The 24,577-nt window shown below is 44.2% G+C and carries 27 protein-coding genes and 1 pseudogene; 20 read left to right on the top strand and 8 right to left on the bottom strand.

Translation table 11 applies throughout. The features are described 5' to 3' along the window. Positions 1-102 precede the first annotated feature (102 nt). From H6F51_21490 to H6F51_21440, 11 genes are all read left to right on the top strand, one after another. Positions 103-288, top strand: coding sequence for a hypothetical protein (locus H6F51_21490; protein ID MBD1825046.1), 186 nt, complete (start codon positions 103-105; stop codon positions 286-288). A gap of 88 nt (positions 289-376) precedes the next feature. Continuing rightward, entirely contained in the window at positions 377-727 is a 351-nt protein-coding gene (locus H6F51_21485; protein MBD1825045.1) for a hypothetical protein, read from the top strand. Further along, on the top strand, positions 724-867 hold the full coding sequence (locus tag H6F51_21480; GenBank protein MBD1825044.1) for a hypothetical protein: 144 nt from the start codon (positions 724-726) through the stop codon (positions 865-867). The genes H6F51_21485 and H6F51_21480 overlap by 4 nt, the downstream gene beginning before the upstream one ends. Then, a complete protein-coding gene (locus H6F51_21475; protein ID MBD1825043.1) occupies positions 864-1,298 on the top strand; it encodes a hypothetical protein in 435 nt (144 codons plus the stop codon). The genes H6F51_21480 and H6F51_21475 overlap by 4 nt, the downstream gene beginning before the upstream one ends. Next, positions 1,295-2,071, top strand: a complete 777-nt coding sequence (locus H6F51_21470) for a hypothetical protein (protein ID MBD1825042.1) — start codon at positions 1,295-1,297, stop codon at positions 2,069-2,071. The genes H6F51_21475 and H6F51_21470 overlap by 4 nt, the downstream gene beginning before the upstream one ends. A gap of 76 nt (positions 2,072-2,147) precedes the next feature. Beyond that, a complete protein-coding gene (locus H6F51_21465) occupies positions 2,148-3,905 on the top strand; it encodes a hypothetical protein (protein ID MBD1825041.1) in 1,758 nt (585 codons plus the stop codon). 50 nt (positions 3,906-3,955) lie between these two features. After that, on the top strand, positions 3,956-4,321 hold the full coding sequence (locus H6F51_21460; GenBank protein MBD1825040.1) for a hypothetical protein: 366 nt from the start codon (positions 3,956-3,958) through the stop codon (positions 4,319-4,321). Positions 4,322-4,693: 372 nt separating this feature from the next. Continuing rightward, complete coding sequence (locus tag H6F51_21455) at positions 4,694-5,740, top strand: hypothetical protein (GenBank protein MBD1825039.1); 1,047 nt, start codon at positions 4,694-4,696, stop codon at positions 5,738-5,740. Beyond that, complete coding sequence (locus H6F51_21450; protein ID MBD1825038.1) at positions 5,740-6,018, top strand: hypothetical protein; 279 nt, start codon at positions 5,740-5,742, stop codon at positions 6,016-6,018. The genes H6F51_21455 and H6F51_21450 overlap by 1 nt, the downstream gene beginning before the upstream one ends. A gap of 137 nt (positions 6,019-6,155) precedes the next feature. Then, complete coding sequence (locus H6F51_21445; GenBank protein MBD1825037.1) at positions 6,156-6,542, top strand: hypothetical protein; 387 nt, start codon at positions 6,156-6,158, stop codon at positions 6,540-6,542. Between the two features lie 111 nt (positions 6,543-6,653). After that, on the top strand, positions 6,654-7,085 hold the full coding sequence (locus tag H6F51_21440) for a hypothetical protein (GenBank protein ID MBD1825036.1): 432 nt from the start codon (positions 6,654-6,656) through the stop codon (positions 7,083-7,085). 101 nt (positions 7,086-7,186) lie between these two features. On the opposite strand, the gene H6F51_21435 is transcribed toward H6F51_21440, so the two are convergent. Genes H6F51_21435 through H6F51_21425 form a run of 3 tightly spaced genes read right to left on the bottom strand, consistent with a single transcriptional unit; the run spans position 7,187 to position 8,042 of the window. Continuing rightward, the gene (locus tag H6F51_21435) at positions 7,187-7,465 is read right to left on the bottom strand and encodes a hypothetical protein (GenBank protein MBD1825035.1); all 279 of its coding nucleotides are present in this window, start codon (positions 7,463-7,465) and stop codon (positions 7,187-7,189) included. Positions 7,466-7,477: 12 nt separating this feature from the next. Further along, positions 7,478-7,780, bottom strand: a complete 303-nt coding sequence (locus H6F51_21430; GenBank protein MBD1825034.1) for a hypothetical protein — start codon at positions 7,778-7,780, stop codon at positions 7,478-7,480. Then, positions 7,773-8,042: a helix-turn-helix transcriptional regulator gene (locus H6F51_21425; protein MBD1825033.1), complete on the bottom strand. Its 270-nt coding sequence runs from the start codon at positions 8,040-8,042 to the stop codon at positions 7,773-7,775. Before H6F51_21425 ends, H6F51_21430 begins: the two co-directional genes overlap by 8 nt. 274 nt (positions 8,043-8,316) lie before the next feature. Between H6F51_21425 and H6F51_21420 the strand changes: the two genes are divergently transcribed. The 8 genes from H6F51_21420 to H6F51_21385 all read left to right on the top strand — a co-directional run bounded on the left by H6F51_21420 (position 8,317) and on the right by H6F51_21385 (position 16,895). After that, complete coding sequence (locus H6F51_21420) at positions 8,317-8,496, top strand: hypothetical protein (GenBank protein ID MBD1825032.1); 180 nt, start codon at positions 8,317-8,319, stop codon at positions 8,494-8,496. 82 nt (positions 8,497-8,578) lie between these two features. Beyond that, on the top strand, positions 8,579-8,827 hold the full coding sequence (locus H6F51_21415; GenBank protein MBD1825031.1) for a hypothetical protein: 249 nt from the start codon (positions 8,579-8,581) through the stop codon (positions 8,825-8,827). 1,142 nt (positions 8,828-9,969) lie between these two features. Further along, complete coding sequence (locus H6F51_21410) at positions 9,970-10,446, top strand: hypothetical protein (protein MBD1825030.1); 477 nt, start codon at positions 9,970-9,972, stop codon at positions 10,444-10,446. Positions 10,447-11,274: 828 nt separating this feature from the next. Further along, positions 11,275-11,964, top strand: coding sequence for a Dna2/Cas4 domain-containing protein (locus H6F51_21405; GenBank protein MBD1825029.1), 690 nt, complete (start codon positions 11,275-11,277; stop codon positions 11,962-11,964). Between the two features lie 595 nt (positions 11,965-12,559). After that, positions 12,560-12,841 (top strand): hypothetical protein, encoded by a 282-nt coding sequence (locus H6F51_21400; GenBank protein MBD1825028.1) that lies wholly within the window; start codon positions 12,560-12,562, stop codon positions 12,839-12,841. Next, positions 12,838-13,719: a hypothetical protein gene (locus H6F51_21395; protein MBD1825027.1), complete on the top strand. Its 882-nt coding sequence runs from the start codon at positions 12,838-12,840 to the stop codon at positions 13,717-13,719. The genes H6F51_21400 and H6F51_21395 overlap by 4 nt, the downstream gene beginning before the upstream one ends. A 722-nt stretch (positions 13,720-14,441) precedes the next feature. Beyond that, complete coding sequence (locus tag H6F51_21390) at positions 14,442-16,316, top strand: recombinase family protein (GenBank protein ID MBD1825026.1); 1,875 nt, start codon at positions 14,442-14,444, stop codon at positions 16,314-16,316. 33 nt (positions 16,317-16,349) lie between these two features. Then, complete coding sequence (locus H6F51_21385; protein ID MBD1825025.1) at positions 16,350-16,895, top strand: terminase small subunit; 546 nt, start codon at positions 16,350-16,352, stop codon at positions 16,893-16,895. A gap of 270 nt (positions 16,896-17,165) precedes the next feature. On the opposite strand, the gene H6F51_21380 is transcribed toward H6F51_21385, so the two are convergent. The 5 genes from H6F51_21380 to H6F51_21360 form a co-directional block, all read right to left on the bottom strand. Then, positions 17,166-17,693, bottom strand: a complete 528-nt coding sequence (locus H6F51_21380; GenBank protein ID MBD1825024.1) for a hypothetical protein — start codon at positions 17,691-17,693, stop codon at positions 17,166-17,168. A 41-nt stretch (positions 17,694-17,734) separates the two neighbouring features. Next, the gene (locus tag H6F51_21375; protein ID MBD1825023.1) at positions 17,735-18,112 is read right to left on the bottom strand and encodes a hypothetical protein; all 378 of its coding nucleotides are present in this window, start codon (positions 18,110-18,112) and stop codon (positions 17,735-17,737) included. A 415-nt stretch (positions 18,113-18,527) separates the two neighbouring features. After that, positions 18,528-18,755, bottom strand: a complete 228-nt coding sequence (locus H6F51_21370) for a hypothetical protein (protein MBD1825022.1) — start codon at positions 18,753-18,755, stop codon at positions 18,528-18,530. Positions 18,756-18,826: 71 nt separating this feature from the next. Beyond that, on the bottom strand, positions 18,827-19,192 hold the full coding sequence (locus tag H6F51_21365; protein MBD1825021.1) for a hypothetical protein: 366 nt from the start codon (positions 19,190-19,192) through the stop codon (positions 18,827-18,829). 63 nt (positions 19,193-19,255) lie between these two features. Then, positions 19,256-23,206: a hypothetical protein gene (locus H6F51_21360; protein MBD1825020.1), complete on the bottom strand. Its 3,951-nt coding sequence runs from the start codon at positions 23,204-23,206 to the stop codon at positions 19,256-19,258. A gap of 159 nt (positions 23,207-23,365) precedes the next feature. On the opposite strand from H6F51_21360, the pseudogene H6F51_21355 reads away from it, so the two are divergent. Continuing rightward, positions 23,366-24,568: pseudogene (locus H6F51_21355) on the top strand (YifB family Mg chelatase-like AAA ATPase). Positions 24,569-24,577: the final 9 nt, after the last annotated feature.

Genomic DNA, 24,577 nt, shown 5'->3' with positions numbered 1-24,577 from the left:
GTTCTTCAGCAAAAACAAAAGCCCTCTGAAGATTCAACCTTCAGAGGGCTTCGCACTGCTCAACCACAAACAAACATCGATCCCGAGAGAGGACGTATTTCTATGTTAACGAAAAATAAAAACGAGTCTTTTTTGACCGAATTCGATACCCGCTTCGCTCAAACAATGGTCGCGCTTCTGCTAATCATTGGCGCGTGTCAAGTGTTCAAAACTCTTGAGGCTAAAGCGCTTGCACCGACTAGCCAGATCCCACAGGATCGACCGATGATCACCAAAAATCGACACTAAGCGTTAAATCAAATGCCGTCCCCAGACTCGCAATCATCGGACGGCACTCACCCACAAACAACGCAAATCATTTGAGGATTTTTCAATTATGGCAACAAAGCACAGCCTGATCAGCTATTACGGCACATCGAATCAATCAGCACTCAAAGCATTAATTGAGGAATACGGAGATCGCCTGCAAATCCTCACAGCTTCTGAGAAGTTCGGAATGCTCTTACAGCTTTGCGATTGGCAATACTCCGACACTATCTCGCAGGAGCAAGACGGAGACGAGATTTGCTTGCAGGAGCATATCGACGAATCAGCTTCAATTCCTAACGATGGCGACGCATGGAGCGCGATCGAGCTTCTAGCACAGCATGGCATCTCTTCTGAAGAATGCTTGGATTTGATGAATGCGCTGATTCAGCAATTGAAGGAAGGGGTTTATCTGCAATGACCCCAGAACAAAAATCGAGCTTCATCGGATGGGTGTCGATTGCCCTAGCAATTCTCTGGATGATTCCGAACGTTCCATCAATCGCCTATGTGCTGTCTAGAAGCGCTCAGCAATTCTGGCAGGAGGCACAGAGAAAATGAGTTTTCTAAACGTTCACCCTCGCTACCGTCCGATATGCTCCATTGTCGTTTGTGCGGTCTGTATTGTCCCGATCGCTTTGGAGCTAAATACCAAACAGCAGGCAGAGCAATCACAGAGACAACGTACAGAGCAGGCTGAACAGTCGATTAATCGCTCTGCTGAACAAGCTACTAGAGATGAACGAATCGCGCTTAAACGGGCTGAACGATGCCTTTTAGTTGATGAGCGATTCCCACTGGTAGAGGGTGGTAACGCCTTCTACGATCCGACCAACCGCCAGAGTAAACGACTGTTACCCGCAAACACAGCACTTTGCAGCAAATCAGGCTACACAGCGATCGTCGATGAAGCTGGAACTATTTCAGACATCCGACAAGCACCGATCGAGAAAGTTAACCAAGTTTTACGCCAGAGAGGATTAATTCGATGAAAACACAGAGAAATTCTGATCGACCGATCAAGCCAGAAGTCATCACAGGCGATCGCGAATTTGACCGAAACAAGCCCCAATTCAAGAGATTTGACGACAAAGGAGAGAAGCATCCGAGAGCATCGATTTTGTCTCATGTGGGCGATCTGGCGCAGGGGATGATGCACTTTGCCTTAGATAAGAACTTGTGGATGATTGCGGGTTACAGCTTCGCTGGTTTGTCTGTCGCCGTCTCGATGTATGGATACGCCCGATGGGTTGTACCAGTGATGAGCCAAGCGCTTGATATGGCAGGAATTCCCATTGGTACAGGAGTCGGAATCATTACCGGATGCGCGATCGGCTTGTTCATCCAGTGGAAGGAGATCGAGCCATTGGTTTACAAGCTTGATCCTGATCTGGCTGACGCGCTTGCATTCAAGCTAGGGTTACAGCGTTTCGTTAATCCGAAGGAAACTTCAGACAGTCCGACGCTGCTACCGAAAGCTAAGCAATGGGCTAGAACCGCACACGATAAATCGCAACGGGAATCTGAAACCACGCGCTACGTGATGTACTTCCTGGAGGCTGCACTAGCCTTTGCAACTTTCCCGCTAGTCGTTAATGGTGTTCTATCGATCCCCGGTTTGATTGCGGCTGCAATGGCGATCGTCGGCTGTGAGTTGGGTTATCGCTTCGGTAATCAAGCCCAAAAGAAACGCCTGACAGCAAAGGAATCGCAGAAGTACCGGATTCAGAAACGTATTTTACGTTCTCAGGCTGAATCGAAATAATCAACCAAAAAGCGCGATCTCAGTCCAGCAAAGAGTGTGATCGCGCTTTTGTCCTTACCAATGAGGTGCAAGAACGATGTCAAGTTTATCGCGTTACGGCAAGAATGCAGCCGATCGGACCTACCCAGACAAGGATGAATCAGTGTTAGGTCACATGGTTTTAGAGTTGGGGATGTCATCAGAAGATGCGGTGCAAAATCTTAGACCGTGGGTGCGAGATCTCGATCGCACTGCTGCAAATAGTAAAAACGTTGCATACATGAGCGCTTTTATTGGCGCGGGTGCTGGATTGGCTACGGCTGCAACCGTGGGGATTGGACTTACGGCAATTCTACCGATTGCGGCTGCCGTTTATAACTATTTCATCGCTCAGCAATCCGCACAGGAGCAAAGCATCCGAGAAGCAGAATACTTATTGCTCAAATCGTGCCCAGAACTACTCAAACTTATATATGCGCTGGCTAAGCGTGGAATGCCTAAAGAAGCGCTGATCGAGTGTTACGACGATTTACTAGGCGCATTCACTCATCAGTATCAGCAACGGGCATCTCTGGGGATGTCTAGCGAACTCGATCACGATATCGTGCGGACGTTTGAGCAAATCGTAAAAGCAAAAATCGAAGCGGAAAACTTAGGACGCTCGATCGTGGCAGAGACACAGGATTTCACGTTTGATACGCTCTATCAGTCAACAGAACCAACCGCACCCAGAGTAGAGACTCCAAAATATCAACCCTCACCCAATACTCAACTAGCAGCGATCGACACTCCAGCGCAGAAGCAAGCGGATCAGCCTTTCGTCTTGCCTATCGCGTCACCAGAATCAAAGCTATTCGATTGGAACTTGTTAAACACCCATTACGACGATTACCCACATTTGTTTCTATTGGGCAAGACTGGCGCAGGTAAATCTTATCTAGCAGAGCGGTTGGGTCGGTTCTTGAATGGATCAACGCTGGTGATCACTCCTAAAAAGAAACCGAAGGATTTCATCGGAATGCAGGTGATCGGGTTGCCATATGACTTCCACGCGATCGCGGCAAATCTCGAAGGTTTGACAACGTTGGTTAAGCAGCGTGAAGACCAAATGAATCGAACTGGCAAGGATGATTTCATGCCCGTCAACGTGATCCTGGATGAAGTACCGACCTTCGTTTCTGGATGCAAGGATTTAGGTTTGGATGTCGTCAAGGATCTAAAGTTCATCATCCGAGCAGGTAGAACGAGCAAGATCAGGCTGATTCTACTTGCTCAAGGATCAGAGGTTAAAACGCTCGGAATCGAGGGAGAAGGCAGTCTACGAGATAACTTGAGTTACGTCTATCTCAAAGGCTTTGCTGAGGCTCAATCTAAAGAATGGGCGCTTGATATCTCAAAGTACGATCGACCCTGTTTGATTGACGGCAAGGTTGCTGACATCTCGCAACTGGTTTCTCTGGCATCAGAAGCAACGCCGAGCGAGATTATCGAACACAAACCGATTGCAACTGCTCAAGACTTAGAGCGGCTTTATAACGCTCCTAGCGCAGAACCACAGCTTGATATTGATTCAGATACGGCTGATGAAGTGACTTCCTATCGCACGATGATTACTGAGACTTTCCCACAGTGGAAGCCTCAATCAGTGGAACTTGCGACACGGATCGTTGATTGGATGGCAGCTAGATCGGATAAATCATTCAAGCCGAATGATGTGAAGCAAAGCATTCGCAAGCTCAAGGATGATTCAAGGTTCACAACCGACAGGATAAAGGATTTACTCGATTCGCTTGTGAAAGCTCAGATCCTTTCTGAGGCTGACGGTAAGTATTCAATCGCAGATTACGACTTCTAAAAACTAGGGAAGTTTACCGCTTCCCTTTAGCCATATCAAAGGATCAAACAATGGATTTCTCAGAAGCAGTGCATAAGGCTCGCGTTCACAATCGCGTCACGGTCAAGCAACCTCGCTTATGGATTCTCTGCTCGTTTCAGTTGCCAGATGCAATCGCGAATCAAATGAGCGCGATCGACTTAGCCAATACGCAAGGACAATTTTTGCTTGGATTCAACACCAGACCGTCTAAGGGTGAGTGCTTCCCTTGGAATGGTCATCTCTGGCGCGTGAGAGGCGAAATTATGCAGTTTCCGACACGCTACCGATCCAAATCGCGTAAAGACTGCCCTTATGTCGTTTGTGAATATTTAGAGAGTTATTCAAGCGAAATTCAAATGTTTAGCAGGATGTTAGAGCTTTCATCCAACAATTAACAACAAACGCTGAAGACAAAAAGACAAAAAAGACAACTTCCCGAACCCCTAAAGACAGGCTAAAGACAGTGTCTTTCGTGTCTCTGGCTTGTCTTTTGTCTTTGTCTTTAGATTTTGTCTTTAGTGTCTTTGATGTCTTTAGGCTTCTATAAATACCTCTAATTAATGTTAGAAGATAAGGCTTATTCTATCGATTAAGCAATAGAAAACTATGGCATTTCTTGAGGTTTCTAGAGTGTTTTTAGATGGTTTTGTTGTGAACAAATAGCCTACAAACAGCCTGCATCAAGTTTTGCGTTGTGCTACAATAGACCTATGCAAAGCCTACAAACAGCCCACAAAAACAAACAATTCCACAAAGAGGTAAAAACGATGATTTTGACGACTGAACAAAACCCGATCAAAGTGAATCAGACCACTCCTGATCACCTGCTCCTAGCGATCGACCGTGGCAACTCTGGAACAAAGGTGGCAGTGAGTGTAAATGGTGTCCCCTTGGAACCGTTCAAAATTCCGAGCGTGATCCGCAGGGTAGAAGCAAACGGAATGATTCAGATTGGTAAGTCCGCTTATGTGTGCGGTGACGATGCGATTTCGATGACTGTGGGCAGTGTCAGCACTCCTTTAAGCCAAGGTGACAAGGTAAAGGATCTATCGGTTGCAATTGCACAAGTGATCCAAAAGATTGCAGAAGGGCAGATTCTATCTAGTGATTTGAGTTGCTCTCTAATCGTCTCCTCTCCATTCGCCAGTGATACCCTAAGCAAGCAGATTCAAGCAGAAGTAAAACCGCTTTCAGATGGTTTCACCGTCAAAGGAAAGAGCTATAGAATCGCGTTTGATTCGATTCGGACTGAGTTTGAAGGTGCGGTACTTCTTAAATCGGTTTCAGAATTCAACGGTCTGATCGATATCGGTTTCGGTACGATCCTTGCCGCATACAGAAACCGATCTGGTGAAGTTGTGAACGTGCCATTAATGGGAGGCGATCAGGGAGGTTGCAATCTGGTATTAAAATCCCTCTTAAACGATCCTGCATTCCTAGCCAAAGTGAAAGACTCTGGCGCATCAGCACCCCCAAGCGTAGAGCGTCTGAGCGCAAAACTAAGCGAGGGTGTTACCGAATTACGAAAGATTGACCTAAAGCCATTGCTTAAGAATCATCTAAAGGTGCTGAAGACTCGGATCGAAGATGCAGCGCTGGCGGTTCGTACTGAGATTCGATTTTCGAGTGAGGATGAACAGACTTCTAGAATCGCACTGGTAGGAGGGGGAGCCGCACTGATGCGTCTAACTTTGTCGGATGAACAGCTTTCTAAATGGGGTGAGAAGCATTCAATCGAAGTGTTCGATCAGCCTGACTTTCAAACCTGCCTAGTGATGCAACAATTGATCCGCATCAATGGAGGTCTTAACTAATGCCTAGTCCTACGATTCGCTTAAGAGTAACCGAGAGATTAGCCGCTTTGATCGAGCGTGTTTGGAAAGCAGCGCCAGAGCTTAGAGACGACTTTCCCGCTACGGTTCTAAACGCTTTAGCCCTCTATGCAGAGTATCGGGAAGGTAGACCTTCAATATTCGGCTCACCCAAACCAAACACTGTAGACAGTTCTTCTGCTCAGTCTTCAGAGCCAACACAACCCACTGAAGAGACGGCAGAGGATGAAACACCAATCCCAGATGATGAATGGGCTTAACAAGCCTAAAGCCTCAAACAACAGCAAACCCTAGCGAATAACCGTTAGGGTTTTTACTTTGCCAGTACTGTAGCGTTAATACACTGATCAACCTTATTGTGATGAACAGCTAAGAAAAGGGATTAGGGTGTTAAGGTATGGCTACGCTTTGCCAGATCTCGTTAGTTGATGACGAGGCTAGATTTTTTGCATTTCTTCTGAAAAATAACGTTCCGGGGGAGGCTAGTGGATATGGTAAGTTCTATGGTGAAGTTCCTGAGATTGGATCTACCTTACAAATAAACTGGAATGAGATTGATATTGAAAAGTTCACCGCTACAGCCGGTGGTGAATTAGACACAGATTTTATGGAGAGATGTCTAAATGATGCTGATGAATACTTAAAAGTGATTCATGTACATCGTTATTTTGTACCTACTCCTGAACTATTTGCCAAATCATATAAGGATATGAAAAGAGGTTTGACTATCGGACATTTCCAGGTGACGGAATGTACCGTTTTTGTTGTGAAAGCTCGTCTTTGAGTCTAGGACAAGATCACCCGCTAAGCGTTAGAAATTGCACATTAGCTTTACTGTGGCTAGAGAACAGATGATCGGACTATCCTGAGAGCGAACTAAAGGAGGTCTGAAGCAATGACAGTAGAGGATTCTAATGAGGATTCGATAGAAGGGACTCCAAAGCAAAACGAAAGCGGTAACAATTGCGTTTCCTTAGATGCTGAGGATTTAGAAACCGTCAATCGATACATAGACCTTAAAGAACAAGTCGAACACTATAGAGCGATTTATGAAAACGGGTTTAAGACACTTCAGAACCGAGAGCAAGAAATTGTAGAGCTTTTGAAAACCAAATATCCAGGTGCAAAAACATTTGAGCATAAAACAGAAGATGAGAACGGTTTTTCTTGGTTAGATCTGGTTGTCCTATCCAAAGTCTCAGATGAGGGGCTGCGTTTATGTGTGGACAGAACTTCTCATCGGTACTCTAAAGAAGAAAAGCTTCGGAGGATTTTTGAGACTGTGATCGATAGGCATGAAGAAAATCAAAATCAGCAAGAAAAATAAATAAGACGGTGGCAGAAACTAAAGAACCTCCCTAGAGCAAATCTAAGGAGGTTTTCTTTTGGGTGTGCTTCAGAGCGGTCTAGGGGTATGGTTCTACAGAGTCATTGATTCCACGGTGCAGCATCAGGATCGTAGATGCCTTCGCTTGTAGCAAAAGCTTTAAGCTCACGGTATGCGCTCAATAAACTTGAACGATTACCCCAATTGTCGCCTTTACCGCCCGTAAAATGTTCACCTGGAAAAGGGTTAATAAAAGTCCCACTGGGATCAATAAAATCTTCGTCTAAGATGAGGTTTTTTGTGTAATCCCAATCAACATCAAAAACACCTTCAAAAGCATCCAAAAACCCTTGAATACGTTTGTTTAATTCTTCATTCATTTGGTTCACCTCCTACTGACTACTACGAGCTGCTAGAGCGGTCGCAAGTTTTGTTAACTCTGCAATATTGGCAGATTGCGACTGAGCTACCAGTAAGTGATTATTGATCGATTGACTCTGCTCTCGAATAGCTTGGGTGAGACTTTCGATATTTGCAGCCGTAGATCTCTGTTGCGCTGCCAGTTGCGAGATATTTAGCGTCAGCGTGTCGATTGAAGCTGTGACCCGATCAAAATTGCGCTGATCGTTGTCTCTCATACTGGCAAGTAGTTCAACCAACGTTTTAAGCGTTTGCTTCTCGAATGATTCAGCCATTGGCTTTTACCTCTGCTTCTGCCAGTTCATCGAAACTCACCCCAAAATCGATCCCAAGCGCTGATTCAATCTTACGCAAATTCTCGATCGCTAAAGTCCCTTTAAGAGTTTCCTTCTCTAAGTCGTACCAATAGGTACGGGATACTCCGACCTCTCTACAGATTTCCTCTAGAGATTTAGTTGCAGCGATATCTAATCGAGCTTGCTTGATACGCTCTCCTAGTCCTGATACTTCCGTCTCTCGAATCTGTCGAATTCTCATCAGTTTAGCTGTCATTTGCTTTACTCCAAAGTGTAAACCATTAGTTGACAGTTCTACTATAAACTAAAAACTAATAGTTGACATACTGTAAACTATTAGTGTACATTAGTAAGTGTTGAGGGGAGAGACAACCGCTCAAGAGACAGGTGAACAGGATTCGCCAGAGTATCGAAGATACCAGGCTGAGAGGAAGCAGATCAGCCAATCAAAAAGGCAGTGCCCCGACTACCAATCTAAAGCACTGCCTTAGTCCCTAAACACAAGAGACAAACCAATGTTAAATCAAACGACACTCGAAAGACCACAGACGACCGCTAAAGCTTCAACTTGCGCCCAATGCCGTGAATACTCGAATGGACTCTGCCAACTCAGAGCGAGGGCGGATTGGGGTGATGCTGCGTATGTGAAGCCCACTAGAACGGCTTGTCACTTTGCGGATCTACTTCCGTTCTAACGCTTCTGCCACTGGCTAACCTCTCAAGTCTTAGTCAGTGGTTCTCTCACCCATTCACCCAAAGTATTTAAGGAGATCCCCAATGTTTGCCGCTCAAGATGGAACACAAGATCCCGAGATCGCTTCTGCTAAAGATGCTCTATTGCTGTCGCTTCACTATCACGCGCAAAATTCAGGTTTACCATTGCATGAAGTGATCGATGTACTGGCTACGTTCACCTTTCAGAAGTCGCAAACAGTACCCAAAAGGAGCGACTTAGCCAAAAGATTAGATGAGGCAACTGGAGCGCTTGAAGAGGTTTACTACAGCGCTTGGGAAGTTTCAACCTGATCAATAGTCCTAATCATTCGATGAACCCTTGGCACTCGCTAAGGGTTGTTTTGTAACACTAAACGAGATGAGTTTTTTACCCAATGACTAACACTTCAGCACCATACAGACGCGCTCTAGAGTTCAGCCGAAGTTTATCACCAGCGTTGCAAGAATTCATCACTGCTGATATTTGCGGCACATTTCCTAAATATGGGCGAGCGGTGGTAGAAACCTACAACACTGAGGCTTTCAACTGCGTTGTAGAAAACTTCGACGAGATTGTAAGCATCGCTCAAAAATGCTTCGGTAAACGCCCTAGGTTTGTTGCCGTCATTCAAACAACCAGATCGGAGCATCAAGACATCTTAATTCGTGTGACTCAAAGGACATTACCAAAGATTCACGAAAGGCGGATCAAACGCTTCAAGCTTAAGAAAAGAGTCAAAAGATAAAGCGATCGTAGAAATTCAATCGATAGACCCTAGCCACTACCAAGGGTCTTTTCTTTTGTTTGAGGCCTATTAGTTTAAGTTCAAATTGTCACACTATTTGCCCTCGCAGTTGGGAGAATTTGAGCCGAAAAATCAGCGAGAAGTTTCGATCAGAGTGAATCGCTGAAACTTAACGCTAATAACGCTTTGAGCGGGGAGGGAAACGAGATTTCCCCATACAAAAGAACGCGCTTCCTGTCTTGTCTCTCAGCACCTCGGATCAAGCGTAACTGGTACATCACAGAAGGGTGACACACCCCCTAGAAACGTCTTTATAAGATCAGGGGTCTGTCACTCTCACAACAACAAGTAGAAACACTCACTGAAGAACCCCTATCGCTTAAATCGCCTAAGAGAGGTATTAGAGAGAACTTTTACAAAACGATTATCGTTAGCGCTCAGCATTAGAGAGGCGTTAGGGGGCATCGCCAAGGTAGCTAGAGCGGTTCTAGCTAAGCTATGTTTTTGTGCGAGCGTCTATAACCATACCAAACACAAGCCGCACCTAGAATAAACGATTTAAATCACAATTTTGAGCAGTAATTATCACTAAAAAAGAGGGAACTATCCCAACTACGTAGTGTCTTTGAGCGTAGTTAATTCTTAGGATGTTTCTAAACAAGTCAAACACTCCTGAAATCATTCACCTTATTGCTGAGGCAAAGAATTATGGCAACTTGGAAACAATTTACGGCGGTATTATTAGGAGCCGCCATTTTGAGCAGCTTGTGCATTACTGCTGCTGAGGCAAAACCTAGCAAGGGCAAAAAAGGTGAACAGACAACCCTAGTGCAGCCCACTACGTCTTCTACCCAAATCACCACAATTTCTTCTTTTTCTTCCGAACAACGAACCCAGTTGACAGCGCTGCTCAGTGGCAGAGTAGTACGCAATGAGGTTCTGAATGTCAGCACCCGCAATCTGGTTGCCAGCCAAATTTCTTCCCTGCCCCCTGGAATTCAAAAGCGGTTAGCTCGTGGGAAAGGCTTGCCCCCTGGCATTGCTAAAAAAGTGATTCTGCCTAAAACAGTGAACACATACCTCAATATCCCGGGTCAGTATGAGTTGGTTGTCATTGGATCTAATGTTGTCCTCTGCGATTCTGCGACAAAGATCGTAGTCGATTTCATCGCCCAATTCATTTAGGATTTGGTTCCCTGGATAAGCTATTCAGACTGATGGCTCTCTAAATGATTGCCTGTGAACAACAAAGCCCGATCGCTCTTTCCAGCGATCGGGCTGATTATTTTGGAGGATGTCTGAAAAGACTACTTCTTTAGTCCAGATTCAAAGCATTAAGCCTTTAGTAGCGAATCGAAAAGGGTGACACACACCCTAGAAATGTCTCTTATAGATCGGGGGTGTGTCACTCTCTATAAGCACACACCTCACTAAAGACCCCTATCGCTTAAATCGTCAGAGAGAGGCTTTAGAGGGAACTTTTACAAAACGATTATCGTTAGCGCTCAGCATTAGAGAGAAGCTGTAGGGCATTCTCAGGGAGCTAGAGCGAACTTTTGGGTTAAAGTCACGTGAACTTTTCACCATATTTATCCTAAGCTTTAGAGAATAGTAATGAATGCTGGAATGATGACGGATACTTCCCTTTCACCCTATAACTTTGAATATGCAGTAGTTTTTGATTCCTATCTAGTCGCGTTGTTTCGTTTCAACGGAAAAAGATGGGAATTTATTAGAACTGCTCAACTCCTACATGGAATTATAATGTGTCAATTAGAACATCTGTATGGGGATGACAATTTAGTAGTGTTTCCTATCGGTTTAGTCCCTGATCAGGTTTGGCAAATACTTTGCCAATTAGAAAACGACGACTAAGACTAAAACGGTTAGACTAAGTTTCAGTGTTTAAAGTGACTTTTTTAACAAGAAACAATGAAAAGCCCTAGTAGTTTGTAGCTGCTATAGCTTTTCATTGTTTAGATGTGCCTAGGACACAATTAACACATCACTCCTATGGTTCTATCTGTATCTTCTTATTCTCCATCACCCGCAGAAAAACGAGATGATCCTTACATTTGGGTGACATGGCTGACTCCGTTGCTTGCTGGTAGTAACCATTGTCAATGGGCAGCTTGGTTTCAGGCAAATCATAAATTTGACAAAATCGAATCTGATATGAGTGCTGTGCTTGCAAAGCATGATCGATTAGTCAAGGAACGGGCTGGGCAGCTAGAGTCTGAAGGTTACACGGTCTACATTGAAGATCAAAACAAGTTTACGATTATTGGTAAAGACGGTCGGACTAAAGTTGCAGGCAAAGCTGATATAGTTGCCATCCGAGGTGACGAAATTGTAGTTGAGGACTGTAAAACAGGTCGGCAGAAGAGCGATCATGTCATGCAGGTTTTATGTTACATGTTACTGTTGCCTCTCTCAGGTGGGTCTGTTCACTGCCGCAATAAAAAGTTGGAGGGTCGCTTGGTCTATGGGAATGAAATTTTTGACATCTCTTCTATGATGCTTGATGAGAATTTCAAGCAGGAATTTCGTGAAGTTGTTCGTTTAGTCAGTTCAGTTAATCCTGCTAGAAAAGTCCCTAGCTTTCACGAGTGTAAATATTGCAAGATTTCAAACGCTTACTGTGCAGAGAGAACTGATAATCAAGACGATGAAGGGGATGAGGTTCAGCACGATTTGTTTTAAATCAAGCCTAGCTCCTCTTAAGCGATGGGCATCCTCAGAGAAGCATAAGCAGTTCTGTAGCATCTTCAGCATTGCAAGGGAACCTACTAAAGCCTACTCCTTCAGCTCCCTCTTATGCCGTCTCTAAAGCGTCAGCTATCGATTAGGCGTGAGAAATTGCCTCAGATGATTCTTTAGCTGTCATCGGTGCGATACCTTTGAGTTTTGAGATCGCAGATTTCACCCATCCGATCAAGGTCTGGCTAAATGATGGCGTTTGGTGCGCTGAATTTCACCCCAATGAAGAAAAGGTAATTCTCTATGGGAAAGAATGCTCAACCCAAAATGATAATTCTCAAATTAGTCCGCATGACGCTTATTCAATTAGTGAGAGTTTCTAATCAAGCTTGATAACTATTTCTTATAATTTTATAGTTTTTATATTTAAGTCCAAAATGACATAAAAAGAAAAGATGTTAGTCAGTATCCCCCTGGTAATACTAGAATCTATCTACGCTCTGATGAAATTTTATGGCAGTGAATGCACTGTGATATACAGATTGATTGCTTGAGATAGGATTAAGATACCGCTAACCCTGAGCGGGGAGTACAATATATGATTCCTACCGTCTCTATTAAGAAAGACCATCTTCACAAGCTTCCAGACGAAGTTCTACGCTTGATTGGGATGGGTAAGTACACTCTTTATCGGGCTGAAGTGAAGGATCAGCCCGATGTTTACTATATTTTAAGAACTGGTGAACGAGAGTTCTTCTTCCTTCAGAAAAATGGCGATCCCATTTCTTCTAACACTTCAACACCATTTGAGATTCAAGAGAAAATTCTGATAGAGGATGTTACTGTTACTTCTGTAGTTCCTAATTTCAATAGGCTTTGAAGCTTCTGGATTCTGATTCAATCTGGGTTTTCTTAAGCGGTTCTGATGAGGATCGCTTTTTAAGTGACATATCTTTTGGGGTTCAATGTCTACTGCATAGAAAATTTCCAATGCAGAACATTCTTTTATTCATTGACCAACCAAGTGGTTCTAATTTTGCCTACGCCTACAGCTTTCCTACTGGTATACAAGTCCATCAGACAGCCCAGTTAGAGGTTGAGTTGTGTTCCAGAAACTTTAAGAAGTTAGTGGTTGTAGTCACAGGTCATGGTGGTATTACAGGGATCGTGGCTTCACCGGACATTCAGCCATGTCCCCTTCTTGAGGTAATTAAGTCTTTAACAGACATTGAGGTTGCGCTTGTCGTTTTAGGGCAATGCTACGCAGGGACATTTAATTTCTTAGAAGCAAGAAGTATTAACCAGACAGGTAAAGTTTTGCCACCAGAGATTTGTCTATTAGGTGCAACGGATTTAGCTGCTAGCTTGAGCGCTTCTGTAGATCTCTCTACTATCACCACTATTAATCAATTTCAATGTTCGCTTAAATGGAGCGCTAACCTATTTCTAATTTATTTCATGCTCCATGTGGCAAGCCCAATAGATCTAGATGGTGATAATCGCTTTACTGTATTAGATGCATATAAAGCAGCTGGTATCGGAACAAACACGCATTTATTGAACTTAAGACAGCAAACCCTGAGGGAATTTTATGCAGTCATATTGAGTAGTACTGTTAGTCAGTTAACTCAGCAAGTTGTGGCTCAACAACTAGCAGAAAAAGCAAGGCAGGACTTAATGGCGGCATCAGAAGCAGTTTTAACCAACCAGAGTCCGTGGATTCTTCACGCAAATCTGGCTCGTAAATTAGAACTATAGAAAAATTAATTTGAGTTCCTCAATTGGGGACATAGAGGGTAAACGTCTTTATGTCCCTTTTAAGACTCAATTTAAGCTGAATCAATAATCTCTTCCTATAAATAACAAAGCAAAGTTGCTGAGTCCAGCGATCACAAATTAGTCCAACCTCATCAACACACCTTGAACCTTGAAAGCCCCATACAGTTTGGAATTTATAACCATAAGATGTCCAAAAAATTGCGAAAAATATTCAGGACTTCTGCGCTCTACGCAGCATTCCTTAGATATTTTGAATATTGAAACTGTCATACCGTAAGAGTTACAGCGATTGATAAGCCTAAAGTTTGAACGTTAGGACTAAAAATGAACTGATTGGACTAATTTCGATTATTTCTCACAAAAGAGAATAATCATTAGGGAGTTCGGCATCAAACGAGAGATCATTAGACAAGTTTATAGAAGGTCTTTTGTTGAGTCTTGAGTGAGAGCGTGAGAGTTAATCGATAGAATCTTTCGATTCTGACCACAGACACCAAGCGACTAGCCCAAGCATGAACAGAAGGATCGCCCAAGCTTCAATCGGCATAGGCGCGAGCGCGGGTTCGGAGTGCAGCATTAGATCAAGCGGTGATTCTTCCATCAGTCGATGTTTGAGGGACGGGTTTAGAGTTCCCTAAAAACATTCACAAAATAATTAGACGATGCCAGAATATCGATCGTAGTTCTTGAGATGTGGTCTTATGCGAATCGTGGGTTATGTCCGTTTATCAAAAACTGAACAGGCTAACGGTACGCACACATTAGACAACCAAACGAGAAGGCTCAAGGAAGCTGGCGCAAACGAAATCATTACCGAAATATCGTCAGGCACATCAGGTAAGCGAAAGAAGTTTGAGAAGCTGAGGCAAGACGTTAGAGATAAGAAGGTCGATCAAATCGTTGTGACAAGGGTAGATCGGCTTTCTCGTAGAGCTAAAGTTTTGCACGATTTGAAAGACGAAATGGCGCAAAACGGCGTTATTTTGAGAGCGATTGATCAAGCGATAGATACATCAGTTGATACATCTTCGATCGCGCTTAATCTGTTCATCGCAATGGCTGAAACCGAAGCAGATAACATCAGCAATCGTACCAGACACGGTTGGGAAGCGCTTAGAGAGCGTAGAGAGGCTATGCACCCACCTTTTGGATACCTCAAAGGAGATAAAGAAATTGTAGAAATTGATAATAAAAAAGTAGAAACAAGACGACACAAATTAGACAAAAGACCATTCTTATGTTTACTTGAGGAGCGTCCTAAAGATTTTCCAATGATTGACACTTCTGAATGGTCAGAAGATGAGTTTAGGCAGTGGAAGAACGGCGATCAAAATGAATGCAGCAAAAGCCGATATGATGCCGCTCGTTATTTAGTTGAAAATTATTTAAAAATTAAAAGCATTAGACAAACCATTAGAGCATTCAATCGAAACTATGGAATACAAACCCTAGCTAGAGGTAGAACGGTACACTCTGGGTTTGATAATGAAGGTATATTTCAGAGATCACCTTCTGGGTTTGCAAAATGGATTACAAACCCCGTCTTAAGAGGGCATTTAGTCTACTTCAATGATTCAGAAGAAAATCGAAAGCCTCTCTGGGGAACTCATCAGGATCAGCGCTTGATCACTGAGGAAGAATCCCAACGAATTCAGGCAATTATTCAAGAGAATAAAGAGAGTCATGGCTTCACCTCAAACATACGCAAGCACCCTTTATCGGGGTTAGTTAAGTGTGAGGTGTGCGGACGAAATCTTTATTACTCAAAAGCTGGTAAGGGTACATCAGGAAGAAGAGATCGCGATTACTATTACTACTATTGCCAACGCGCAAACTTAGGATCATGCAATAGCGGGGTCAATGGTACATCCAATTACATTCGAGCAGACTACATAGAAGATCAAATTGTTGGCAAGCTCAAACGGTTTGCGATCGACTTTCGAGAGATGGCAGAAAAGCCGATTGAATCTCCTGTGAATCCTGAGATTTTGAAGAAACAAGATGAAATCAAAAAATTAGAACCATTAAAGAAAGATGTGCCAGAGGTAGCATTAGCGATCGAACGTCTCACGAACGAAATCAAAGGTTTAACTCTTGAGAAACAAACTGAGGAATTACCATTAGAAACTAAAGCGAGAATCTTAGGAGCGCTGCGAGATAAGCGCTTCTGGCAACGTCTCACGGATGATCAAAAGTATTTTATATATCGAGATTTGATTAGTAAAATCTTTTGTAAGCCTAGCGAAAACCAAGACTTTGCACTTACGAATAATAAGCCAGTGAAGCGTAAGCGCTCTGTCGTTTGGGATGTGAATGTAATTGTGTCTTTCGATAAGCTCCCTAGCAAGGTCTTAAGCGAAGCTGTGGAGGAATTCTTAAGCGCTCATGATGATGTTGAGTCTGTCTATGTTCGTGAGTTCAATACAACTTTATCCGATGGATCGGTAGTGATGAATTTCAACCTAGCAACCGAACTTCAGAAAGAATTAGAAGCCTTACAAAGGCAAGCAGATGAAATGAACGAAAGAACGGCATTAGAGCATCAATTGAGAAGTCAACAGACAACCGATAGTTAAACTGTAGATAGGTTCTAAAGTAATTTCTTAAGTGTGTTCGACGGTAAGCTTACGCAGAAACAAAGGCGATTTGCTGAGGCTATCTTCAAAGGAGAGAGCGCGACAGATGCTTATGTTTTAGCGGGATACAAAGCGACTAAGCGAACGATCGCAGGCGTTGAGGGTTGCAAACTTCTAAAAAACCCTAGCATTTCAGCCTATTTATCCTATTTGAAAGGACAAGTAGAGGAAAAAATCGTTATCGATGAAGCGCGATTAATCCGAGAGCTTCAATCAATCGCATTTGCCAGAATAGATCACCTGCTTGATCTTGATACTGGCGAAATGCTACCGAAAGATGAGCTATTGAAATCGAACGCTCTAGCCTGCGTGAGTGACTTTAGCGTTGATGAAATTGAATCAGGCGAAGGGATTAAACGAAAGAGAAAACTTAAGATGTTTTCCAAGGTACAAGCGATTGAGACTTTATTAAAAATCAGTGGATACAGTCAAGAATTAGCGCTAGGGTTGAGAATTTGTGAATCTTACGGGATTAAGTTACGACAGAATGAAAGAAGCGAATGGGAAGTTATCAAATGAGTGAAATTGATTCAGTAGTTAATTTAATCGGCAAAAAGCTTCAGAAGCAATCGACAGATCGACAGATGCAAACGATCGATAATCTTTTGAAGAAGTACGATTGCTCGCATTTACGAGAACAATTTATCGACAGCATTCAAAAGCATTCGCCAGTGCCAAACAAAAGAGCAAGCTTTAGAGATAGCGTGAGCTTCAACGATTGAGACAAACATAAGAAAACCTCTAGCAGTTTCTTAGGCTGCCTAGAGGTTTTCAGTGGCGAGAACTTGTTTAGAGTGCGTTAGGATGCCCCTGGTAGCGTGTCACAGCGTTGATCTGAGGGCTATTATCGTGTTTACCAAATAAAGGTAGATCGCTAAATTTGAAATCAAACACTTGACCCAGATTGATCGGGTTGTTGACTCCGTAGCAAACGCGGAAAGTGATCGCTTCAGTCTGGGAGATTTCCGCTCCTAGCTCTTTCCAGATCGATTCAGCTTCATCGATCAACCGATTAAACTTCTGTGCTTTCTCAAGGAACCGCTTTTGGATCGCTTCGGCATCCTTGGCAACTTTCTGCTGTTCCTTCGTTAGCGATTTCTCGATCGCGTCTAACTCACGCTGCTTTGCTTGGATATCAGCTTGGATTGTCTGAGCATCCGAATCAGCCGCATCGATTAACTGTGAGGCTTGCTCGATAGCTCCAATCAGTTCAAGCTTTCGAGCTTCTCGCGCTTCTAACTCTTGCTTCTGTCGATTCAACTCTAGAATTGCTTTGGTGCGATCGCTCAAAACTGCTTCGTAACTTGCGAGTGTCATAACGTCGATTTCCTTTTGTTTGAATGGGTTTGCGAGATTAATCATCGTGTGTGAACTTTCTGAGAGCGTTTGAACTGCTTAAGGCTGCGCTGTTGCTTTGCCTGTTGAGCAGGACTAGAGGAACGATTAGGAGCGCTATTGAAGAAACCCTTAGAAGTTGGGGAGGATTCGAGCGTGTCAGCTAATCTCACAGGGTAATCGGGCATATGTGCTACTCCCATGAGATCAGCGACTACCCACAATTGCCACTTGGCAGTATCCACACCGAATGAGAATCTACTATCTGGCGTTACGATCGATTCGTCACCGTCAAACTGTAGTAAGCGCTCGATCAAATGCTGCATTGCGATCCGTATTTCAGACACGCTAAAGCGATTCTGGCAATAGCCCTGAACCCAAGAGATAGCTTTAGGATTCAAAAGCCAGTTCTCAAGTTGTGATCTAGTTGGTCTATTTTTTTGGTACATTAGGAACACACGAACGAATAAGTTTAAACATTTGAAAGCCGTTTCTCTAGCAACGAACTAGAGAGCGGCTTTTGCTTTTGGCTTGAGAATCAATCTCCGAATACTTAGAGATCTTGTCAGTGACAAACTCTCGTAATAGATCGGATACCGTACAACCTTGTAGATTAGCGATCGCTGCAAAAGTACGCTTTTGACTAGCTGACACTCTTACTCTAAGTTCATCTTTTAAGACGGTCGGCATTGCTACGACTAACGCTTTATTACTTCTCGATTGTAGCAAATTCGTAGAACGTAGTTTTTCGCTAGAGTTTATACAAAAGCAACCTCTAGGAAATCTTCTAGAGGTTGCGTGAGTTATACGATTTATCTAATTCTCGTTAGGTTCGCAGCGCCTAATATGTCCAGATGCGATCAGACTTTTTAAGGCAGTCTCGATCGCGTCAAATTTCTCGACTTTCGCTTGATGTTCCAATCGTGCAAGCTTTCGGGTTAACTGTTGATTTTGCGTTTGCGTTTGCTCTAGTTGTTTCGTGAGATGCTCGATTTTGTCACGTAGACGAGCGTTTTCGAGCTTTTGGAGTGCAGATTCGAGCATGTTGGTTTGATGTGGTAGGGAGGTTTTTAGAGGGGAGTGATACGCACTCCCCAGTGTTGCGGTGACGGCTATTACTCAACGTTGGATAAATAGCTAGCAGCGAGGCAAATAAGCTTTACAGCGTTTGTATAGAACATAGCCAAATCATTTGAAGAAACACCAATAGATTGAGCAGCGATCCAAGCCTTAGTATCTGTGTGATTTAATGCAAACTCCATATCGTAAGGCCAATGCGGTACTTTGGCTTCAAAACTCTCTCGATCATATAAATCCGAATCGCAGTCATAGGAAAACTCGATAGCCAGTTTGTGAGGCACAACGCGAAGTGCTAAAGATTCGATCTGTTTGGATGTCAGCTTTTGTAAGTCTTGACGTTTCCAATCGAAAGATTTTTTAGAGCAAAAACCGATAGATGTTGCTTTTCTCAGTTTGGTCATGATTGTTTGGTATGAGATGCTAAAAGTTTTGGGGGAGTGAGACGCGCTCCCCATTGCTGAACTTTAGGCAGTGGCTAGAGGAGACTCTAGCAGACTCCACAATTTGCGAGGGAGAAATGATCGCGCCTTCTCTACTTCTTCATGGGCATAGTTTGATTTAGCCAGTTCTGCTTGGAGTGATTCGAGTGCCTTTCGTTGTGGTTCGGTTAAACCAAGATCCCGAATGAACGCCTGATAATTTGCCTCTGAATAGTCGAAATCATCGGAACAGGAACCAATGTTTTCTCTTATATAAACATAAGGCTCGTGTTCCGATTCAAAATCATACTGGGCAAGGGATTCAGCCGTTTTTGAGTCAAAATTTTGAGCGGTTTTTTCTGCGTCATTTTCTGGATCACTCAGGCTATTTTTGAAGCGTTGTTCAACACAACGAAGGATGTCACGTGCGGCTGCGTTACTCTCCCAGATGTTTGAAACTTCGTAAACCCATTTACCTCCGTCTTTCACCCGCTCAGTTTGGAATCCAAGCTTTTCGATCACCCGTCCAAAAAATCGCATAGGTGACGATTTGCCGATCTGGGTCTTGAGTTTGTCTTGAATCTTGGGTGTGCAGTAATCGATAAACGCTTTAAGCTCTGGTGAATCCTTTGAAACTTTCTTCAGCGAAATCAATTGCTTGAAGCTTTCGTGCTGCAACGCTTGGATCATCATTGTGTCATCACGTTTGATGTCATTAATATCAATCGCGTTCTGGTTTACCCATTTGACGATCTTCTTACGTTGCCTCGGTTGGATCACTTCAGGATTTTGGAACAAGTAGTAGCGCGTTGCCTTCTCTCCTAGATTTTCATCTCTGATTTGCCGGATAAATGCGCCTCCGTTTTCTTTCCAGGAGTCAGTATTGCCGATTTCAGGGAATCTCATTTCAAGCGAATAGCGCTCTTTAGCGATTCTCTGCTCTGGTGTAGGGTTCATCGTCGAGGTGATCGTCTCTTCTTCCTCTTGATCGATTAACTTCGCTGCCGCGACCTTATTAAAGCGTTCGATTTCCTGAATCTCTCTACAGGTTTTCACATCCGCTTCTAATTCCGAGATCTCATCTGACGATTGATCATCAGATACTTTGTAATCTTCTACCTTGTGCCCTTCTTGCTCTAGCGCGTGTTTCAGACAAAGATCCAGATTACGACGCTCGAAATTCTCAACGGCTGTGGATTCGCTCAAAGCTTTTGTGAATGCGTTCTTTCTGAAGTCTTTAATCAGATTCATCACTTTAGCTTCAAGACTCGATAGAGCTTCCCCTTCGAGCGCTGATGATGCGTACTCTTCCAAGCTGCTTATGATGTCCTGCATCGCTTCAGAAGCTGTTAGCTTAAGCGAGACTTGAGAACGGTCTTTAGCTGTCGAGGGTGTCTCGTAGTGGCGGATAATCTCAGGATCACGGAATCTAATCAGAAATTGCTTTTGACCGTTGGTCAAGTTGTGCCCCACAAATGGGGTGAACTGTGCCTTGAAATATCCTTCGATGTTGCAACTAAAACCGCTTCCGATCGTAGGAGATGCAAGGAAGTAATCTACTTTGTTCTTTTCAAAAAACAAATCTGCATCATCTGTTAAACTCTTAGCCCACGGTTCATTCTGGCTAGATGCGGTGAGACAGTACCCATTAAGCTTTTTTTCTTGTAACGTTTGGTGGAGCGCTTCAAGCTTCTGGGCGTTATCAGCAAGTACAATGAACGGTTCACGGTTACTGATAGTTCTATCAAGCTCTTTCGATAAAGTACCCGATCCTGCTGCGTGTCGAATGAATTTCTGCTGTACAGGCTTATGGATGTTCTCGATAACGATGATCTTCTTGTTAGGGGCAAGCGCTTTAACCAAGTTGACATCGATATCGCTTGCTGTACCACTCATCAGAAGCGCGTAAGAGCATTTCTGGAGAGCATAAGCGTACCGCTCTTGAGCTTCAGACCGATTACGCTTAATCGCAGTATCTCGACTCAAAAAAGCTTCATGCACTGCGTCAACTTCATCAACAATGAACGGTTTACCCTTCAGTTGTTTGTGAGACAGTTTACAAATGCTATCAGGACAGCCTACGGTACGGAGAGCTTTACGAACTTCATCCGAGCGTAGGTGAACGGTTTTATAGGTGTCAGGATTGAGTTTAGAAGCTTCTTCAACTAACTCTAAGCCGTGTTGATAGGGTTTGTGTTCCCACAGGCTTTTTGAGGCTCTAGAGCCAAACTGGAGAGCTAGGAAGTTTGTCGGAAGAATCGCGTTAAAACCGTTCTCAGATTTAGCGATCGTATCGGTTGCGTACTGTGTTTTACGAGTGTTCAGTCCGCTCTTGAGAATTACAATCGTGCCAACTTCAGGAGTCGAAAGATCGATAAACGGCTGATTGATCGTTTGATTGGGTGTAAATTTTCGAGCCTGTTTCCACTCCTCAAACCCTTGACCCTGTGCCCAAACAGTAGAGCGCTGTTTCAGCCACTTCTTAAACTTGAGCGGCTTCTCTACAGTTTTGCAATAATCTGTATATTCAGCTTGAATCTGGGCATCTCTCCAAGCTTCTTTCTTCTGCTTCAGCCATTCGTCAAACTCTAGCGGTGCTTCTGCGGTTTCTCGGTAAGCATCATACTCAGATTGATTTTTAGCGGCGATCCAAGCTTCTTTCGTGTAGGGGATTTCGATCGATTCTTCGACGGTCGATCCATCTGCTGAAGCAGCGGTGATCTTTTGGGTGATCGTGCGCTCAGGTTCTTCGTAAACAACACCGTGATCAGCAAGAAACTCTTTCGCCAGTTCTACCCATTCTTTACCCTTTGGATAGTCAGTGACGATCTGACCCTTGAGATCGCTGAGCCAATAAGTGAAAAGATCTAGGGACTCACCTTTCTTAGATAGGCAGGTTGGACAGTGGAAAAAATATTTACCGTGATGTTCCGAGAGGAAAGCAGATTTAGTAGTACCAGCGTGGAATGTGCAGAATCCTCTGACTTTTTTGTGATTCCCGATCCAACCGTGATCGCGTAAATCGAAATCACTTGAATCAGCATTATTAACGCAGTTCTCAAAAGCTTTCAGTAGGTCACTCGATTGAGTGCCGTTTGCGATGCGTTGCGCTTTTCTAGCTTCACGCTCTTTAAGCTTCTGTTCCTCTTTCAGCCGTTCGTTCTCTTCCCAAGCGTCGATCCCTTGGTTCAGATATTCTAGAAGCTCTTGATCGCTCTCTTTCTCAGCTAACTTGAGCGCTGGTTTAAGCTCTGACCACCAATCATCCGAGATTCGGTCTGGCATCGGATAGCCGATATGAGCAAACCAGACCGTTAGACCTTCTAACACCCGATCATAGGTGTAACGAGCGTTTGAGCTAAAGAGAAGCGTTTGTTCTGCTCCTTTCTCAACACGGAAGAATCCAGGGATTCTCATTGGTTGAGTGCGGTTACTGACGACGATGTGATCACCGTTCATTCCTAAGATGAACAGACGACGCAAGTAGTCAGCTTGCTCTATCGGGTAATGCTCAGTTAGTTTGATGTGCCCGTGTATGCTCTTGCCACCGCTTGAAAGGAGAGACGCGGGAATCAACCCTGTGATTCTGGTGAATTCTTGCCACTTTGCCAACTGCTCGGCTTGGGTGCCAGCATCCATCTCACAAGGAAGATCATCAGTTGAATCACAAGCTTCTTTACCTGCGTGTCCTTGTGGCTGAGTCGGTAAGTAGAAGATTCCACCTGATGGGAGTTCGCCGTCTTCATTTGGCTCTAGCGCTGCTTCAGAAAGATCCCTGAGATAAGCGTAAGCGTCCTCTGTAACCTTCTCGGTTTTGACGCGAGTAGAAGCGGCTTCACCCGTCTTTTTTGTGGCGTACAGGGGAAAATGTCCCGATTCTTGCCAGTCGCCTACAAAAAATTTACCGTGTCCATACTTGAACCAAATTTCACGTGATCCGTTCTTCGGCAGCAGCGTTACCAGGAAGGATCGAAAAGCTTCAGAGCCAAACCTCACATCGGAACAGGAACCGTCTGTATCTCTTATATAAACATAAGGTTCGTGTTCCGATTCAAAGCTATACGTTACAAGGTTCTCAGCCGTTTCTGAGCCAAAATTTTGAACGGTTTTTTCTTGCGATTTTTCGCCTTTCTGACTGTTCCTTAAATCGTTTGACTGTCGCTCGATGGTAGTTTGCGTCCGGTAGCAGGAGTTTTGGCGATCGCGGCTGCCGCAAAACAACTTGGCATTTCTAATTTAGTCGTGCCTGCCGATAATGTTCGAGAAGCGGCGGTGGTCAAGGATCTCAACGTTTACGGCTTCAAGCATTTATCTGAAGTCGGCGCGTTTCTCAACAATCCGATTGGTTACATTCCGGCTCAAATTGATACCGCGCTTGAGATCGCTGAGATGCAAATTTCGGCTCCCGATTTGCGCGATGTCAAAGGTCAAGCCCATGCAAGACGCGCGCTAGAAATTGCTGCGGCTGGCGGACATAACCTCATTTTTGTTGGGCCTCCAGGCAGTGGAAAAACGATGCTGGCGCGAAGATTACCTGGAATCATGCCGCCCCTGGAGTTTGAAGAAGCGTTAGAAGTCACTCAAATTCACTCGGTCGCGGGACTCTTGAAAGATAAAGGATCACTCATTGGCGATCGTCCGTTTCGCAGCCCGCATCATTCGGCTTCGGGTGCGGCGTTGGTTGGCGGCGGTACGTTTCCGCGTCCGGGTGAGATTTCGCTGGCACATCGAGGCGTTTTATTCCTGGACGAATTAACAGAATTTCGACGCGATGTTTTAGAGTTTTTGAGGCAACCGCTGGAAGATGGCAACGTGACGATCTCTCGAACCCGGCAATCGGTTTCTTTTCCGGCGCAATTTACCTTAGTTGCCAGTACCAATCCTTGTCCTTGTGGATTTTATGCAGATACAGTGCAGCCTTGCACTTGTTCACCGAGAGCAAGAGAGCAATATTGGGCGAGATTATCTGGCCCGTTGATGGACAGAATTGATCTGCAAGTGGGGGTGAATCGACTAAAGCCCGAAGAAATTACGCAGCAACCCACCGGAGAAGATTCAGCAACGGTACGCGCTAGAGTTCAACAAGCCCGCGATCGCGCCGCTTTCCGCTTCAAAGACACTCCCCTGCGCTGTAATGCCGAGATGCAGAGCGCTCACTTACGCCAGTGGTGCAAACTTGACGATACAACACGATCGCTGTTAGAAAATGCCATTCGACGGTTGGGATTATCGGTGAGGGCGAGCGATCGCATCCTTAAAGTGGCAAAAACGATCGCAGATTTAGCAGGCGACGAGACGTTACAAGCGCATCATGTTGCAGAAGCGATTCAGTATCGAACGATCGATCGAATGCAATAGAGGTTGCTT

The organism is Cyanobacteria bacterium FACHB-DQ100 (assembly GCA_014695195.1).
In the GTDB taxonomy this organism is placed as follows: domain Bacteria; phylum Cyanobacteriota; class Cyanobacteriia; order Leptolyngbyales; family Leptolyngbyaceae; genus Leptolyngbya.
The sequence above is the reverse complement of the archived record's forward strand: the minus strand, read 5'-3'. Positions and strand labels throughout refer to the sequence as shown.

Coding starts and splice junctions, on each gene's coding strand:
- H6F51_21490 (MBD1825046.1), top strand. CDS start 103: ATGTTAACGAAAAATAAAAACGAGTCTTTTTTGACCGAATTCGATACC.
- H6F51_21480 (MBD1825044.1), top strand. CDS start 724: ATGACCCCAGAACAAAAATCGAGCTTCATCGGATGGGTGTCGATTGCC.
- H6F51_21460 (MBD1825040.1), top strand. CDS start 3,956: ATGGATTTCTCAGAAGCAGTGCATAAGGCTCGCGTTCACAATCGCGTC.
- H6F51_21430 (MBD1825034.1), bottom strand. CDS start 7,780: ATGGCTGAATCATTCGAGAAGCAAACGCTTAAAACGTTGGTTGAACTA.
- H6F51_21390 (MBD1825026.1), top strand. CDS start 14,442: ATGCGAATCGTGGGTTATGTCCGTTTATCAAAAACTGAACAGGCTAAC.
- H6F51_21415 (MBD1825031.1), top strand. CDS start 8,579: ATGTTTGCCGCTCAAGATGGAACACAAGATCCCGAGATCGCTTCTGCT.
- H6F51_21370 (MBD1825022.1), bottom strand. CDS start 18,755: ATGCTCGAATCTGCACTCCAAAAGCTCGAAAACGCTCGTCTACGTGAC.
- H6F51_21380 (MBD1825024.1), bottom strand. CDS start 17,693: ATGACACTCGCAAGTTACGAAGCAGTTTTGAGCGATCGCACCAAAGCA.
- H6F51_21425 (MBD1825033.1), bottom strand. CDS start 8,042: ATGAGAATTCGACAGATTCGAGAGACGGAAGTATCAGGACTAGGAGAG.
- H6F51_21475 (MBD1825043.1), top strand. CDS start 864: ATGAGTTTTCTAAACGTTCACCCTCGCTACCGTCCGATATGCTCCATT.
- H6F51_21365 (MBD1825021.1), bottom strand. CDS start 19,192: ATGACCAAACTGAGAAAAGCAACATCTATCGGTTTTTGCTCTAAAAAA.
- H6F51_21400 (MBD1825028.1), top strand. CDS start 12,560: ATGATTCCTACCGTCTCTATTAAGAAAGACCATCTTCACAAGCTTCCA.
- H6F51_21420 (MBD1825032.1), top strand. CDS start 8,317: ATGTTAAATCAAACGACACTCGAAAGACCACAGACGACCGCTAAAGCT.
- H6F51_21445 (MBD1825037.1), top strand. CDS start 6,156: ATGGCTACGCTTTGCCAGATCTCGTTAGTTGATGACGAGGCTAGATTT.
- H6F51_21465 (MBD1825041.1), top strand. CDS start 2,148: ATGTCAAGTTTATCGCGTTACGGCAAGAATGCAGCCGATCGGACCTAC.
- H6F51_21435 (MBD1825035.1), bottom strand. CDS start 7,465: ATGAATGAAGAATTAAACAAACGTATTCAAGGGTTTTTGGATGCTTTT.
- H6F51_21470 (MBD1825042.1), top strand. CDS start 1,295: ATGAAAACACAGAGAAATTCTGATCGACCGATCAAGCCAGAAGTCATC.
- H6F51_21450 (MBD1825038.1), top strand. CDS start 5,740: ATGCCTAGTCCTACGATTCGCTTAAGAGTAACCGAGAGATTAGCCGCT.
- H6F51_21485 (MBD1825045.1), top strand. CDS start 377: ATGGCAACAAAGCACAGCCTGATCAGCTATTACGGCACATCGAATCAA.
- H6F51_21410 (MBD1825030.1), top strand. CDS start 9,970: ATGGCAACTTGGAAACAATTTACGGCGGTATTATTAGGAGCCGCCATT.
- H6F51_21440 (MBD1825036.1), top strand. CDS start 6,654: ATGACAGTAGAGGATTCTAATGAGGATTCGATAGAAGGGACTCCAAAG.
- H6F51_21405 (MBD1825029.1), top strand. CDS start 11,275: ATGGTTCTATCTGTATCTTCTTATTCTCCATCACCCGCAGAAAAACGA.
- H6F51_21455 (MBD1825039.1), top strand. CDS start 4,694: ATGATTTTGACGACTGAACAAAACCCGATCAAAGTGAATCAGACCACT.